The following is a 13,617-nucleotide window of genomic DNA, read 5'->3' on the forward strand; positions in this document are numbered from 1 at the left end:
TGCTACCTCCTCGGTCCGAAGGCGGGCATGCCCCTGGGATCGCCGTCGGCTTCCCGGATGGTGCGGCCGGTGTAGTGCAGGAACACGTCGTCGAGGGTGGGCGGGGTGACGGTCACCGAGTGGACGGGAACGGTGAGTTCGGCGCAGAGCCGGGGTACGAAGGCGGCGGCGCCCTGGGCCCGGAGCCGTACCCCGCCGGGGCCTGCCTCCGCTTCCAGCCCGAACCGGTCCCGTACGGCCTGTGCCGCCCGTTCGTCGTCGCCGGTGCGCACGGCGATCTGGTCGGCGCCGACCACGGCCTTGAGCTCGTCGGGGGTTCCCTCCACGACCAGCTCGCCATCGTCCATGATCGCCATGTGGTCGCAGTGCTCGGCCTCCTCCAGGTGGTGCGTGGTGAGGAAGATGGTGATCTCCTGCTCGGAGCGCAGCCGGTGCAGGTGCTCCCAGATGGCCACCCTGGTCTGCGGGTCGAGGCCGGTGGTGGGCTCGTCCAGGAACAGGACACGGGGCATGTGCAGCAGCCCGCGGGCGATCTCCAGCCGGCGCCGCATTCCGCCGGAGAAGGTGCGTACGGGCGAGTCCTTGCGGTGGGCCAGCTCCACCAGCTCCAGCAGCTCGGCGATCACCTTGCGGGTCCGGGGCCGGGGCAGTCCGAACAGCTCCGCCTGGAAGCGGAGGTTCTCCTCGGCGGTCAGCTCCCCGTCCAGCGAGGACTCCTGGAAGACCAGGCCGATGCCGCGTCGGACCTCGTCGGGCTTGCGCAGGATGTCGTGCCCGGCCACCTCGGCGCGGCCTGCGGAGGGCCGCAGCAGGGTGCAGAGCATGCCGATGGTCGTGCTCTTGCCCGCACCGTTGGGCCCCAAGAAGCCGTAGGTTTCGCCGGAGGGGACTGCGAGGTCCAGATCCACGACGGCTTCGTGGGTGCCGTAGGTCTTGCGCAGGCCATCCGCGAGTACCGCGTATCCGGCGCTCATCGGGCAACCTCGCGGGCGGGGTGACGGACGCTCATCAACGGACGGAACAAGGCGATGTCGCCGGGTTCGCCGACTGGCTTGCCCTCCGCCTCGACCCAGGCATGGGCGCGGAACGGCTGGGTCCGTACTCCGGTGCACCAGTCGGGCCACACGCCGTGCAGGCGTGACAGCAGCACCGTCGCGATCGAGCGCTCCAGACATCCCTGGCCCGCGCACCAGGCGCTCACCGATACCACGGATGAGCGGGCATCGAGGGTCTGGGCCGCCGTGGCGGGCCTGGAGCCGCGCGAGGCGGTCCGCAGTACACGCCGCAGCCGCCGCGGCGGCAGCTTCGCCAGCAGACGGGCGGCCCCTACCGCGCAGCGCGCCGTGATCTGCCGGTGCCAAGTGATCCTGACGGACTGCTCCGAGACGACGGGCATCGTCATGAGCGCACCACCAGCCGGGCCTCGACCAGGGAGGCCAGCAGGGTCCGGACATCGGTGCGGGCGCGCTCGACGACCTCGGGACGGCCCTGGGTCAGGGTGGCCGCGGCCTCGTCGGGCGAGCTTCCGTCAAGCAGCAGTCGCAGGGTGGCGGCGCCGGTACGGTTGAGCTGCCAGTAGCGGCCGTTGCGCTGATCGAGCAGCACCACACCGTCCTCGACTTCGGTGGCGATCACATCTGGTTCCAGGGCGAGGGTCATTGCGGTCCTCCCACGGGGGATACGGCGTGCGGAGCGACGGCACTGGGTGACCGCAGCCATGTCTCGCAGGCCAGGGTGTTCTCGAACGGGGCGAGTCGGCGGGTGTCGGGCATGGGCCGGTACAGCGCGGTGCGCAGCTCGGTCGCGTCCACCAGTCCGAGGTCGGCCAGCCGCAGATCGGTGCAGAGCTCGGCGAGCCGCTCGCGGTTGCGGTACAGCCCTTCGTACGCCTCCTGGCCGAAGGCCCCCTTGTCGTGGCGGTCGAGCACCATGTCCGGCACGGTGCCGCGCAGCGCGGCGGTGAGCATCGGCTTGTAGCGACCGAGCACGACACGGTCGACGACCCGCACCGAGAGGGCCGCCTCGATCACCCGGTCGTCCAGGAACGGCGTCTCGAACTCGACTCTCAGCGGCCTCAGTGCGCGATTGAGCTGACGCGCGGCGTGCCCGCTCAGAACGGTGACTTCGAGGGTCTGGTGCTGGAGCCGGTCGGGGTGGAGCGGGCGAGGTCCCTGCTCCGCGGTGCGGCGCAGCAGCCGGCGTACGGTCGCGACGGCTTCGGGTGTGGCCCAGTCGGGCATCCGTGGGTCGCCGCGGCCCCATCCGAGCGGCGGGGTGAAGCGGCGTGCGGGCGGAGCGTCGATCAGCCGCGCGGCCCGCGCCAGGGTGTCGGCGAAGGAGGTACGGTCCGCGACAGTCCGTACCGTGGCGCCGACGGGCCAGCGGTTGACGGACCGGAAACGGCGCAGTGTCCGGATCCCCTGCAGCGGGTTGCGGCGCATCATGGACCAGGCGAACTGCGGTGAGATGCCGAAGAGTTCGTCCCCGCCGACCCCGATGAGATGGCGGGAAGAGCCTTCGGCCGCCACGGTCCGGGCAAGGTTCTCGGTGTGCGCCCGGTTACGGGTCCAGACGAGAGGGCCCTCGGCGTCGTCGCGGGCACCGTCCTGGTGGGGGGTTGCCTCGTACCAGACGGGGCCCTCTTCGACGTCGACGAAGCGATGCCGGGCAGACGGCATGAGGGCGGCGGCCTTCGTCGCCCAGGCGGTGTCCGGGTTGGCCCGGTCCATCGGCTGCCAGTGATGGGTGATCAGCCCGGCATCCGTCGCGTCGGCCAGGAAACTCAGGCTCGTGGAATCCAGGCCGCCGGACAGGTCGGCGCTGATGACGTCCTGGTTCGCGGCTCGTACAGCCACCGAGTCGCGCAGTGCGTCCCGTATCGTCTCGGCGGCCCGCGACAGCGGGGTGACGGGCTCGGGCGGGGTCCACCAGGACACCGGCCGAGCCTGGCCGTCGGGCCTTACGTCCAGCCAGCAGCCGACCTCCAGCGAGGATATGCCGGTCCACACCGAACGCCCGGCCAGCGGCCAGGGGATGGGGAGCAGCAGTTGCAGGGCGAGCACGTCCTCGTCCAGCCGCGTCTCCATCAGCGGGGTCAGCGCACCGGGGCTGTCAGCGGCCACCGTGACGCCCCCGATCCGCGCGTGGAAGACCTGGCGGGCGGTGGACAGCGAGCCCTGTGTGCGGGTCCGGCCGTCGATCGAGGCGGTGAGGTGGAAGCTGCCGGGGAGAGAGCGCGCGAGGGCGTCGAGGTCGTGCGGCGAACGGGCGTTCAACAGGGCCCGGGTGAGCGTGCCTTCTTCGGCGCGGGTGCGTCCGAGCAGCGCGAGCCGGCGCGGCCCGCAGGTGACGAGCAAGCACTCATTCTTGTCCCAGCGCCCGAGTAGCCAGGGCCGGCCCGAGGCATGGGCAACGGTCTGTACCCCGGGCCGGGCCGCGGCACGTGCGACCGGTTCTGCCGAGGCGCAGTCGGGAAGGATCAGAAACTCCATGGCCCCTTCTCACGGAACGTGGCGGCGGAGGGACTCCGACGGGGTCGCCGGTGTCCCTCCGCCGTGGAAGGAACGCGCCGGCTGTCACCTGCGCGTCTCAAAGTGGCTCAGCAGAACCAGGCGTCCCCGCCGTACCAGTCGACGCAGTCCTCCGGACCGGCGCCGAGCGTCAGCTCGGCGAACTCGCCGACCTCTACGAGCACGGGGGACTCGTAGGCGTCCTCGTGCGTGGCCATGTTCCACCTTCCTTTCTCAGGCGCTCAGGGGCCGGTCCACCTACGGCGCCCGCGGCGCTTCTGGAAGCCGTACCCCCTTGTCACGCTCAACGTAGGCGGCCTGACGTCCTGGGCTCCTGGGCGCGCTGTCCCGTCCGTGTCCCGCGTACCGGCGGGTCAGGCGTCCCTCCGCCTCAGCGCCGCGTAGCCGCCGAGGAGAGCGATCACCACCCAGCCCGCCAGCACGGCCATACCGCTCCAGGCGGTGAGGATCATGTGCTCCTGGGGCTCGCTGCGGATGATGATCCCGCCGGCCGCGTCGGGGAGGAACTGCGCCACCTTCTGAACACCGGGGAGGTTGTTGAGGATCTCCGACACCATGAAGAACAGCGGCACCAGGATGCCCAGGGAGAGCGCGGGGCTGCGCAGCACGGTGGCGAGCCCCATGGAGAACGCACAGATGAGTGTCATGTAGAGGATCGATCCGACGATCGCGCGGGCCACCCCGTGATCGGTGATCGAGGCGTTGTGCGCGTCCCCGATCGCCGTCTGGGCGGTGAAGAAGGTGACGAAGACGACCACGACCGAGACGACGAAGGCGATGGCCGTGCCGGTGAGCACCTTGGCCGCGTAGAAGACGCCGCGCCGCGGCACGGCCGCGAGCGAGCTGCGGATCGTACCGGTGGAGTACTCGCTGGTCACGGTCAGCACCCCGAAGACGACCAGGGAGATCATGCCGAGTCGCAGGCCGTTGAATCCCGAGCCGACAGGGTCGAAGTCCGCCTTGCTCTCGGGGCTCATGTCGTCGTACGCGCCGCGCAGCACCCACCCGAAGAGCAGGGCGATGAGAACACTGACGAGGAAGCACAGGACCAGGCTCCACAGGGTGGAGCGCAGCGTACGAACCTTGGTCCACTCGAACGCGAGAGCCGCGCTGGTGTCCGCCATGGTCAGCGCACCTCCTTGCCGGCCCGGTACTCGGCCGCATCGGCCGTCAGCTGCATGAACGCCTCTTCCAGTGAGGCCGTACGAGGGCTGATCTCGTGGACCGTCACCCTGTTCCGCGCGGCCAGCTCCCCGACGGCCTCCACGGATGCCCCCACGGCCTCCAGCACCCCATCGGGCCCGTCGTCGGCCCGGATGCCCGCGGCGGTCAGTGCGTCGCGCATCCGCTCCGGGTCGGGGGTGCGGATCAGGATGTACGAACGGGAGTTGTGGGCGATGAACTGCTCCACGGAGGTGTCCGCCAGCAGCTTCCCCTGCCCGATCACGATCAGATGGTCAGCGGTCAGTGCCATCTCACTCATCAAGTGGCTGGAGACGAAGACCGTGCGCCCCTCGGCCGCCAGCTTCTTCATCAGCCCGCGGATCCACAGGATGCCTTCCGGGTCGAGGCCGTTGACGGGCTCGTCGAGCAGCAGCACGGGCGGGTCGCCGAGCAGCGCCGCGGCCACTCCCAGGCGCTGTGCCATACCGAGCGAGTAGCCCTCGGTGTGCTTGCCGGCCGCGCTGCCCAGGCCTACGGTTTCCAGGACCTCGTCCACCCGCTGAGCGGGAATGCGGTTGCTGCGTGCCAGGCCCAGGAGATGCGCGTGGGCCGTGCGGCCGCCGTGCAGGGCCTTGGCCTCCAGCAATGCGCCGACCTTCCGCAGCGGGTGCGAAAGCTGCCCGTAGGTCCGGCCGTCGATGAGGACCCGGCCGGAGGTCGGGTGGTCGAGCCCGAGCATGGCCCGCATCGTGGTGGACTTCCCTGATCCGTTGGGCCCCAGGAAGCCGGTCACTCGCCCTGGTGCGACCGCGAACGACAGCCGGTCGACCGCCAGGGTCGTCCCGTAGCGTTTGGTGAGTTCCTGTACCTCAATCATGCTCCTCACCCTGGCGTGGACCAGCGGTCCGCACATCGGGCCGGAGGATGTCATCCCCGGGGCCGAAGCGCTGTCCTACCGACATGCCGACGGCGGTGGAGGGGGGATCCCTCCACCGCCGCCGGGTGGGAACGGGCCTCACCGGCCCGCGGTGTGCGGTCGGGCGTATCAGCAGGCCCAGGCGCCGCCGCCGTACCAGTCCGTGCACTGGTTGTCCCAGCCGAGGGTCAGGGCGGAGAACTCTCCGATATCGACCAGCTCCGGGGTCTCGTAATCCTCGTACGCAGCCATGTGATCACCATCCTTCGATGTGTCGTGGGGCCGGCCGAGCCGCCGGGCCGATCCCGGCGGCCCGGCCGGCGTCTTCCTCGTCAACGTAGGGCTCCCGTCGTCCCAGGCTCCTGGGGCCACGGGCCCGACCGGGTCCCGGGATGCCGTCAGCCACCCAGTCCCGCGTCCCGAGCGCGCACCACGGCGGAGGCGCGATCGGTGATCTGGAGCTTGGAGAAGACATGCGAGACGTGGTTGCGCACGGTCTTCTCGGCCAGCACCAGTTCGCGGGCTATCTGCCGGTTGGTATAGCCGCGGGCGATCAGGACCAGGATCTGCCGCTCGCGTTCGGTGAGCTGGGGGAAGGCGGCCCGACCCGGCATCTCGTGGATAGCGGAGAAGTAACTGCTGAGACGTGCGGCCACGGTCGGGCTGAACGCCGCACCGCCCCCGGCGACCATGCGTACCGCCCTGATGAGTTCATTGCGGGGTGCCCCTTTGAGCAGATAGCCGTGGGCACCGGCCCTCAGGGCCGCTATCACCATGTCGTCGTCCTCGCTCACGGACATCATCAGGACACGTGGTGCCACGATGCCGGGCAGGGCGCCCGCGGTGATGGCTGATGCAGCCCCGACGCCCGAAGAGCCGGGCATCTGAATGTCCATCAGCACTACGTCGGCACTGAGGCGTTCGTCCACCAGAGTGCGGACGGCGTCCTCCGCGTTCTCCGCTTCGCCGACGATCTGTATATCCTCCGCGTCCTCCATGACCAGCCGTACCCCCGCCCGGAAGAGCGGATGGTCGTCCACCAGGAACAGCCGTATGGTCATGTGCCGCACCGGGGCAGCGTCGCGCGGACCAGGGTCCCGGTCCGGCCGTCGGGGCGCGGCAGCACCTCGCAGTGCCCGCCGACCTCCTCGGCCCGCCGGGTCATGGAGGAGAGCCCCACGCCCCGGCTCATGGCGCCGGCGGTCGGCAGACCGACTCCGTCGTCGATCACTTCCAGGACCAGCCACCCGTCCCGGTCCGTCAGCCGTACGGTCGCGGACCGCGCCTTGGCATGCCGCAGCACGTTCGTCAGGCCCTCGGAGGCGATGCGGTAGGCGGCCAGCTCGGTGGCGAAGGACACCGCCGGTACATGGTCGGACTCGGGCAGGTCGGCGAACAGGATGAGCGAGGTGCCGGCATCGGCCCGGTGCACCAGGTGGCGCAGTGCGCCCCGTAGTCCCACGCCTTCCAGGTCCGGGGGACGCAGATCGTCGATGATGTGTCGGATGTCGTCGACCGTACGGGCCATCTCGGCGGCCGCGTCGAGAATCAGCCTGCGGGTGCCCGGTTGAACGACCCGCTCGGCGGCGACGTCGAGCCGCAGTCTGATTCCGGCCAGTGCGGGACCGAGGCTGTCGTGCAGGTCGACCCTGAGCCGGGTGCGCTCTTCCTCCCGTGCGGCGACCAGCCGCTCATACGAGTGGAAGGAGGGGCTATCGGCGCTATCGGCGTGGCGCAGGGTGAGCCGCCGCAGCAGCACACGGCCCGGGAACTGCCCCAGGACTCCCAGGACGCACAGGGCCGTGGCGGCAGTGAAGGCCAAGCCGAACTCGGCGGGTCTCGGCATGATGACGAATGAGGCAAGCGTGACAAGGCATGCGATGACGATCCGGAGCGCCCTCATGCACACTCGCAACAGGGGCGGAGGAACGAATGGTTCCCCTTTTGCGCTTGTCTTTCCAGAGCTATTTCACGTTCGACCCGTTCTCCCCGTTCGTAACTCATACCACCAAAGCTAACCCCAGCCCCGATAGAGGGGGGAGAGCATAATCGGTCGGATTCGAACGGTATTTGCGGGGCTTGAGGTCAACCGCAGACTGTCGCCATCCGACCGCCGGGGCAGCAGTCCGAGGGATTCCAAACTCATCTGGAAGAGCCGATTCACCGGCAGCATACCCTTGACGAACAGCAGGGTCATGACGACCGCCAGGTCGGCGACAAGCGCGTAACCCTGCCGCCGGAAAACCGGATGCTACTGTTCCTGTCCTCCACAGCTAAGAATGCAGAGTTGCTGATCTTGTAGCTGGACCGGAGCTTGATCTGGAGCCAGTGGCATCTGCTGTACGCGCTGCGGGAGTTCGAGCAGTTCTACAACTCCCACCGACCCCATCAGGGCATCGCCAATGACCGACCCCTGCGTCCCCCACCGACGCCGATCATCGATCCGGAGCGGATCGCCCGCCTCGATATACGAAAACGCGAGCGCCTCGGCGGCATCCTCCACGAGACCAACACGCGGCCTGAACTGCACGGACGAGGTTTTCGGCAAGGGCAGCGTCACGGTTGCGTGCAGGGTGGGCATTACGTGCCACGTGGATTAAGCCGCCCGGCGTTCCCCCGAACCGTGGAACGCGGGGGCAGTTCATTCCCTCCGGGCAGCGACGAATTGCGTGACGGCCGTGAACACGGCCAAGACCACGGCGGCGATCGCAAGCATGCCACCCGTGGGGGCCAGCAGCTTCGCCGAGTCGGACGTCGTCGCCATCAGGTTGAACAGTCGGTTGACCGGCGGCATGCCCTTGGGAAAGAGGGCGCCCATCACCAGCGCGAGGGCGGCCACCAGCGCGTACCCCTGCCGCTTGAAGACCAGCCGCGAGCACAGCACGCCGATGGCGATGCCCACAAGCGCACACGTGAGCTGGGCTTCCAGCCCTAGCAGAAGATCGACCGCGGTGACGTCGTAACTTCCCATCCACAGAGGGAAGACCAGGCCGAAGACCATCAGGACCATACAGCTCAGCAGAGCCGTGCCGATCGCCGCGAGCAGGATCTTGAGCGACCGGCCGCCAGAGCTGACGACGACGATGGCCCGCTGCGTCGGGTCGTCCAGGCTCATCAGCGCGATGGTCAGCCACGTCGAGCAGACGAACAGCGCACCGGCGGACGAGGCGTAGGCCGGAGGCAGCGGGCCGCCGCCGTTGACGGTCAGCACGCCCAGCAAGCCCATGAACAAGAGCACCGGGGCGAGGTAGCGCTGCGTGTGCAACACGGTGGCGAAGGTGTAGCGGATGAGCGCGATCACCGGAATTGTCCCTTCAGGGTGGCGTCCGGCGTGCGATCATCCAGCGCCGTCGCTGTCACCTGGACGACGGACCAGCCGTGCTGCAGCGCGGTGAACAGCAGGGCGTCGGTGGTTTCGCGCGCTACTCTCACCGTGACCCGCGTGACCTCACGGCTCACTGCCAGCACGCCGTCCAGCTCCTCCCAAGCGAGGTCCATGGGCGCGGGGCCCCATTCGGTCCCGGTCAGGACGACATCGCAGGAGGGCCGGTACTCGGTCGCCGATGGCTCCAGCCCGCGCAACGAGACCCGTCCCTTGCTGACGGTGTACGTCCGCGAGGCACGGGCCCGGGTTACCGACTCCCGGTGGTCGGTGAAGATCACCGTGCCTCCGGCGCCGGCCACCTCGCTCATGATCTCGGCCAGGACACCATGGGCATCGGCGTCCAGCCCCGACCACGGCTCGTCGAGGACGAGCAACCCGGGCTCCACCAGCAGGGCTTGTGCGAGCGCGACCTTCTGCGCGTTGCCTTTGGACAGGCTCCGCAGCGGAGCCTCCTTGCCACCCACGAGCGCCAGCCGGTCCAGCAGCCGGTGGGCCTGTGACGAGGCGACGGACGTGGTCAGCCCGCGCACGCGGCCCATGTGCGTCAGATACGCCACCGCCGACATGCGTTCATTGGGAGAGAAGCGGTCGGGGACATAACCTACGACCGGTGGCCTTCCTGCCACCGTGCCACGCGTCGGTCGAGACAAGCCGACCGCTATCCTCAACAGAGTTGATTTCCCCGAACCGTTCCCGCCGGCCAATGCCACGACCTCGCCCGCGGGAGCCTCCACGTCGACGTCTCTGAGAATCCAGTCGCCGCTGCCGTAGCGCTTGCTCACCGCTTGAAGACGTAACAAGTGGACTCCTCGTCGTGCCCGGCGATCTCCAGATACGTGCAGACTACGGCGCCCGCCCTCCGGCCTGCATCGGCTTCATGGCCGGAATACAGCCAAGTTCCGCGAAAAGGGCGGCGAGCCGGTCCAGCCCTTCCTCGATCTGTTCGCCGGTGAGCGAGCTGACCGACAGCCGTAGCTCATTGGTCCCGCCCGATCCGCTGTAGAAGTGGCACATCGGCGTCCACAGCACGCCGTGCCTTCGGGCGGAGAGTTCCAGCAGATCGTCGTCGACCGTGAACGGCACGGTGACGCACACGAAGAACCCTCCGGCAGGGGAGTTCCAGGCGACGCCCAGGCAGTCGCCGAATCTGGCCTCGAGCCCGTCCACGACCTGGCGGAGATTGCGCCGATAGGTCTCCTGCTCACGGGTGTTCGCCAGGTCCAGGCTGTAATCGTTCTCCAACAGTGCCCCGCCGACCACTGCTTGGGCGATGGGTGAGGTGTTCACCGTCACCATGCTTTTGATTTTGGAGAGCTGGTCGGCGAACAGGCCCAGTTCGCCTTGCGCGTCGGTCACCCGCTGATCGGCCACGGCGTAGCCGACCCTGGCACCGGGCAGCACGGTCTTGGCGAACGATCCGAGGTAAACCACTCGGCGGCTGATGTCCAGCGCCTTGAGCGTGGGGAGCGTTCCCTCGCCGCCGTGGAACAGGCCGTACGGATTGTCCTCCAGGAGGAGGATGTCCTCCCGCTCGGCCACCTCGAGGAGCGCGCGCCGCGTGGCCACGTCCATGCTGGCGCCCGACGGGTTGGCGAAGTCGGGCATGACGTAGCACGCCCGCGGGCGCTCACCCCGCTGTCTGGCGCCGCGGATCTGCGCCGCCAGGTCGTCCAGGTCGATCCCCGCCGCACCGCTGGAAACGGGCAGCACCGGCATGTCGACCAGGCGCGCCGCGCCAGTGAGCCCGACGTACACGGGCGACACCGACAGCAGGACGTCGCGCTCATCCGCCCGTAGCGCGCGCAGCACCAGGAATATCGCCTCCTGGCAGCCGACGGTGACCACGACGGACTCCGGGTCCACCTCGATGCCCTCGTCGCGCGAGACGTGGCGGGCGACGAGGCGGTGCACGATGCCCTTGGTGCGGCCGTACTGGCACAGTGTCCGGCGTACCTCCTCCTCGGAATACCCCAGTTCGTCGGAGAGATGGTTACTGAACGTCCGCAGATGGCGGTGGACCGACTCCACGTCGAAGAACTGCTCCACGGGGCGGCCCGGCGCGAAGGACAGCGCGTCCGGATACCGCCCGGTGACCTCGTTGAGGAAGTTCATCGAGGTGAGTGCCGGGTCCTCCAGCGAACCGTGCAGATCGGCAGTGGCCAGGTCTGCGGCCTGCGCGTCACGCATGGGCCCACATCCTCTCCGTACGCAATCCGGCCACTGCACCGACGTCGGCACAGCCGGCCAGCGTCATGCTCTGGGCCAACTCGGTGCGCACCAGGGCCAGTACCTGATCCACACCCTGCTCCCCGCCCGCTGCCAGTCCCCACAGCACCGGCCGCCCGAGCAGCACGCCGCGTGCGCCGAGCGCCAGCGCCCTGAGCACGTCCGTGCCGCTCCGCACACCGCTGTCCAGCAGGACTTCGCAGTCGCCGGAGACGGCCTCGGCCACAGCGGGCAGCGCTCGGACGCTGGGCACGGCGCCGTCCAGCTGGCGCCCTCCGTGGTTGGACACCACGACGGCGTCGGCGCCTGCGTCCACCGCCGCACGGGCGTCCCGCTGGTCCAGGATGCCCTTGACCACCAGGGGCAGCGACGTCCTGCCGCGCAGGTCCGCCAGGTCCCGCCAGGACAGCCCCGGCGCGAACGCCGCGCTGGTGTGCACGGCGAGCGCCGAAGCGCCGCCGAACCTGCGGTGCGCCTCGGTCCCCGGTCCCGTGTCCAGGTTGGCGGCCCGCACATGGTCCGGGAGCGCGAAGCCGTTGCGAACGTCCCGGAGCCTACGGCCCATCAGCGGCACATCCACAGTGACCATCAGCGCCTCGCAGCCGGCCGCCTCGGCGCGGGCGACGAGTTCGTGGTTCTTGCCGCGGTCGCGCAGGCAGTAGAGCTGGAACCAGGTGGTCGCACCGGTCGCGGCGATGTCCTCCACCCGGTGGCTGCTCAGGGTGCTCACGACGAAGGGAACGCCCGCCGAGCGCGCCGCCCGGGCGGTGGCGAGTTCGCCGTCCTCGTGCACCAGACGTTGGTACGCCATAGGGGCGACCGCAACAGGCATGGCGGCATCGCTGCGGATCATCCGGGCGCCGGTGTCGGCTTCGGCGACGCCGGTGAGTACCCGGGGCACGAGGGCGACGTCGGCGAAGGCGGCGCGGTTTGCGGCGAGCACCGCCTCCGTGCCGCTGCCGCCCTCGACGAAGTCCCAGTCGCCGGTCCCCAGCGCGGCCTCGGCCGCCGCCCGGACATCGTCCAGGCACACCGTCCTCGCGGCCTTCACCCCCTCGGGGGCGGTCATCCCAGCTGCTCCGCTTCGACGGCCTCGTACAGCGCCTTGATGTTCCCGCTGCCGAAGGTCGTGGCCCCGGCCCGGTCGATGACCTCGAAGAACAACGTTCTGCGGGGGTGCACCGACCTGGTGAAGATCTGGAAGAGCTGCCCGGCGTGGTCCTCGTCGGCCAGGATGTTCAAGGCGGCGAGCTCGTCGGTGGAGTGCCGGACCAGCCGCAGCCGGTCGCCCAGCATCCGGTAGTAGGCGGCGGGAGTGGTCAGGAACTCCACTCCCTGGGAGCTCATCGTGCCTACCGAGTCAACGATGTCCTCGGTCCGGAAGGCGATGTGCTGGACGCCCGCGCCGCCGTGGTTCTTGATGAAGAAGTCGATCTGCCCGGGCTTCCGGGAGGTGTCGGGCTCGATGAGGGTGAGCGTCACCGTGCCGGACGGGTTCTGCACCACCTCCGAGTCCATCGCCTGTGAACCAACGACGATCTTCTCCGTGAAGGTGTTGCGGAAGCCCAGGACCTGTTCGTAGAACTCGACGACCGGCTGGAGTCGGCCGGGCTCCAGGCACACCGCGAAGTGGTCGATCTCCAGCAGCCCCGTCTGTGCGGCGGGCTCCTGGCCGCGCGCCGGCACGAAGCCCGGAAGCCGGTGCTCCGCGACACCCTCCCGGCGCTGCACGAAGGTGTGCCGGACGTCGCCGAAGGCCATCACCGATGCGGTGATCACGCCCTCGTGCTCGACCGGTTCCGCGACGGGCCGGGCGCCGCGGCGGACTGCCTCGGCGAAGGCGGCCGCGGCATCCGACACCGTCAGGGCGATGTCCGCGACACCCTCGCCGTGCTGCCGGGTGTACACGGCGGCAGGGTGGTCGTCGACCGTTGCCTCGGTGAGCACCAGCCGTATCCGCTCGCGGCCGACCGCGGCGGAACGCGCCCCCTTCTGCGCTGCGGCCGTGGCGTACACCTCGAAGCCGTAGGTGCGGGCGAGCTCGGCCACTTTCGCGTCGAGGGCCTCGACGTACACCGTCACATGGTCGATGGACAGTTCTTGGAAGTCGGTCTTCCGTGGTGCGTTCACAGCCGTGGTCTCCTGAGTGCCGTTCGTTCCCCGTTGGTGCGCGTCAATCCGCGCTGCCGCCCATAGCCGTGATCAGGCTGTTGGGGCGCATGTCCGTCCAGTGCTCGTCGACGTAGTCCAGGCACGCCTGGCGGCTGTCCTCGCCGAACACCGCCGTCCAGCCGGCAGGCATTTCGGCGAAGGCCGGCCAGAGGGAGTGCTGCCCCTCGTCGTTACGCAGCACGAAGTAGGTGCCGTTCTCGTCCTCGAAGGGGTTGGTCGCCATG

General features: G+C 69.4%; 17 protein-coding genes. All 17 read right to left on the reverse strand.

The genetic code is table 11. The annotated features are described in order from the left end of the window. Positions 1-2: 2 nt before the first annotated feature. Positions 3-974 (reverse strand): ABC transporter ATP-binding protein, encoded by a 972-nt coding sequence (locus tag ACTWP8_RS08245; RefSeq protein WP_443321491.1) that lies wholly within the window; start codon positions 972-974, stop codon positions 3-5. Further along, entirely contained in the window at positions 971-1,402 is a 432-nt protein-coding gene (locus ACTWP8_RS08250) for a lasso peptide biosynthesis B2 protein (protein ID WP_443321492.1), read from the reverse strand. The genes ACTWP8_RS08245 and ACTWP8_RS08250 overlap by 4 nt, the downstream gene beginning before the upstream one ends. Beyond that, complete coding sequence (locus ACTWP8_RS08255; RefSeq protein ID WP_443321493.1) at positions 1,399-1,659, reverse strand: lasso peptide biosynthesis PqqD family chaperone; 261 nt, start codon at positions 1,657-1,659, stop codon at positions 1,399-1,401. The genes ACTWP8_RS08250 and ACTWP8_RS08255 overlap by 4 nt, the downstream gene beginning before the upstream one ends. After that, the gene (locus ACTWP8_RS08260) at positions 1,656-3,491 is read right to left on the reverse strand and encodes an asparagine synthase-related protein (protein ID WP_443321494.1); all 1,836 of its coding nucleotides are present in this window, start codon (positions 3,489-3,491) and stop codon (positions 1,656-1,658) included. The genes ACTWP8_RS08255 and ACTWP8_RS08260 overlap by 4 nt, the downstream gene beginning before the upstream one ends. Positions 3,492-3,598: 107 nt before the next feature. Beyond that, positions 3,599-3,727 carry a lasso RiPP family leader peptide-containing protein gene (locus ACTWP8_RS08265; protein WP_443321495.1) on the reverse strand — a complete coding sequence of 43 codons (129 nt, stop codon included), beginning with the start codon at positions 3,725-3,727 and terminating at the stop codon, positions 3,599-3,601. A gap of 156 nt (positions 3,728-3,883) precedes the next feature. After that, positions 3,884-4,654, reverse strand: a complete 771-nt coding sequence (locus tag ACTWP8_RS08270; RefSeq protein WP_443321496.1) for an ABC transporter permease subunit — start codon at positions 4,652-4,654, stop codon at positions 3,884-3,886. Between the two features lie 2 nt (positions 4,655-4,656). After that, complete coding sequence (locus tag ACTWP8_RS08275) at positions 4,657-5,571, reverse strand: ATP-binding cassette domain-containing protein (RefSeq protein ID WP_443321497.1); 915 nt, start codon at positions 5,569-5,571, stop codon at positions 4,657-4,659. Positions 5,572-5,739: 168 nt separating this feature from the next. After that, positions 5,740-5,862, reverse strand: coding sequence for a lasso RiPP family leader peptide-containing protein (locus ACTWP8_RS08280; RefSeq protein ID WP_443321498.1), 123 nt, complete (start codon positions 5,860-5,862; stop codon positions 5,740-5,742). Between the two features lie 146 nt (positions 5,863-6,008). Further along, positions 6,009-6,671 carry a response regulator gene (locus ACTWP8_RS08285; protein ID WP_443321499.1) on the reverse strand — a complete coding sequence of 221 codons (663 nt, stop codon included), beginning with the start codon at positions 6,669-6,671 and terminating at the stop codon, positions 6,009-6,011. Beyond that, entirely contained in the window at positions 6,668-7,456 is a 789-nt protein-coding gene (locus ACTWP8_RS08290; RefSeq protein WP_443321500.1) for a sensor histidine kinase, read from the reverse strand. Before ACTWP8_RS08290 ends, ACTWP8_RS08285 begins: the two co-directional genes overlap by 4 nt. A 405-nt stretch (positions 7,457-7,861) precedes the next feature. Next, a complete protein-coding gene (locus ACTWP8_RS08295; protein WP_443321501.1) occupies positions 7,862-8,191 on the reverse strand; it encodes a hypothetical protein in 330 nt (109 codons plus the stop codon). 60 nt (positions 8,192-8,251) lie between these two features. Further along, positions 8,252-8,911, reverse strand: coding sequence for a hypothetical protein (locus ACTWP8_RS08300; protein ID WP_443321502.1), 660 nt, complete (start codon positions 8,909-8,911; stop codon positions 8,252-8,254). After that, entirely contained in the window at positions 8,908-9,795 is an 888-nt protein-coding gene (locus ACTWP8_RS08305) for an ATP-binding cassette domain-containing protein (RefSeq protein ID WP_443321503.1), read from the reverse strand. The genes ACTWP8_RS08300 and ACTWP8_RS08305 overlap by 4 nt, the downstream gene beginning before the upstream one ends. Positions 9,796-9,838: 43 nt before the next feature. Beyond that, a complete protein-coding gene (locus ACTWP8_RS08310; RefSeq protein WP_443321504.1) occupies positions 9,839-11,182 on the reverse strand; it encodes an aminotransferase-like domain-containing protein in 1,344 nt (447 codons plus the stop codon). Then, positions 11,175-12,290, reverse strand: coding sequence for an alpha-hydroxy acid oxidase (locus tag ACTWP8_RS08315; protein ID WP_443321505.1), 1,116 nt, complete (start codon positions 12,288-12,290; stop codon positions 11,175-11,177). Before ACTWP8_RS08315 ends, ACTWP8_RS08310 begins: the two co-directional genes overlap by 8 nt. Further along, positions 12,287-13,351 (reverse strand): 4-hydroxyphenylpyruvate dioxygenase, encoded by a 1,065-nt coding sequence (gene hppD, locus ACTWP8_RS08320; RefSeq protein WP_443321506.1) that lies wholly within the window; start codon positions 13,349-13,351, stop codon positions 12,287-12,289. The genes ACTWP8_RS08315 and hppD overlap by 4 nt, the downstream gene beginning before the upstream one ends. A gap of 43 nt (positions 13,352-13,394) precedes the next feature. Next, on the reverse strand, positions 13,395-13,616 hold the full coding sequence (locus tag ACTWP8_RS08325) for an MbtH family protein (protein WP_443321507.1): 222 nt from the start codon (positions 13,614-13,616) through the stop codon (positions 13,395-13,397). Position 13,617: the final 1 nt, after the last annotated feature.

Source organism: Streptomyces sp. 7N604 (assembly GCF_052245475.1).
GTDB lineage: Bacteria > Actinomycetota > Actinomycetes > Streptomycetales > Streptomycetaceae > Streptomyces.

Bases quoted from the DNA above. Each gene is read 5' to 3' on its own strand.
- ACTWP8_RS08245 (WP_443321491.1), bottom strand. From the start codon at position 974: ATGAGCGCCGGATACGCGGTACTCGCGGATGGCCTGCGCAAGACCTAC.
- ACTWP8_RS08250 (WP_443321492.1), bottom strand. From the start codon at position 1,402: ATGACGATGCCCGTCGTCTCGGAGCAGTCCGTCAGGATCACTTGGCAC.
- ACTWP8_RS08255 (WP_443321493.1), bottom strand. From the start codon at position 1,659: ATGACCCTCGCCCTGGAACCAGATGTGATCGCCACCGAAGTCGAGGAC.
- ACTWP8_RS08260 (WP_443321494.1), bottom strand. From the start codon at position 3,491: ATGGAGTTTCTGATCCTTCCCGACTGCGCCTCGGCAGAACCGGTCGCA.
- ACTWP8_RS08265 (WP_443321495.1), bottom strand. From the start codon at position 3,727: ATGGCCACGCACGAGGACGCCTACGAGTCCCCCGTGCTCGTAGAGGTC.
- ACTWP8_RS08270 (WP_443321496.1), bottom strand. From the start codon at position 4,654: ATGGCGGACACCAGCGCGGCTCTCGCGTTCGAGTGGACCAAGGTTCGT.
- ACTWP8_RS08275 (WP_443321497.1), bottom strand. From the start codon at position 5,571: ATGATTGAGGTACAGGAACTCACCAAACGCTACGGGACGACCCTGGCG.
- ACTWP8_RS08280 (WP_443321498.1), bottom strand. From the start codon at position 5,862: ATGGCTGCGTACGAGGATTACGAGACCCCGGAGCTGGTCGATATCGGA.
- ACTWP8_RS08285 (WP_443321499.1), bottom strand. From the start codon at position 6,671: ATGACCATACGGCTGTTCCTGGTGGACGACCATCCGCTCTTCCGGGCG.
- ACTWP8_RS08290 (WP_443321500.1), bottom strand. From the start codon at position 7,456: ATGCCGAGACCCGCCGAGTTCGGCTTGGCCTTCACTGCCGCCACGGCC.
- ACTWP8_RS08295 (WP_443321501.1), bottom strand. From the start codon at position 8,191: ATGCCCACCCTGCACGCAACCGTGACGCTGCCCTTGCCGAAAACCTCG.
- ACTWP8_RS08310 (WP_443321504.1), bottom strand. From the start codon at position 11,182: ATGCGTGACGCGCAGGCCGCAGACCTGGCCACTGCCGATCTGCACGGT.
- ACTWP8_RS08315 (WP_443321505.1), bottom strand. From the start codon at position 12,290: ATGACCGCCCCCGAGGGGGTGAAGGCCGCGAGGACGGTGTGCCTGGAC.
- ACTWP8_RS08325 (WP_443321507.1), bottom strand. From the start codon at position 13,616: ATGGCGACCAACCCCTTCGAGGACGAGAACGGCACCTACTTCGTGCTG.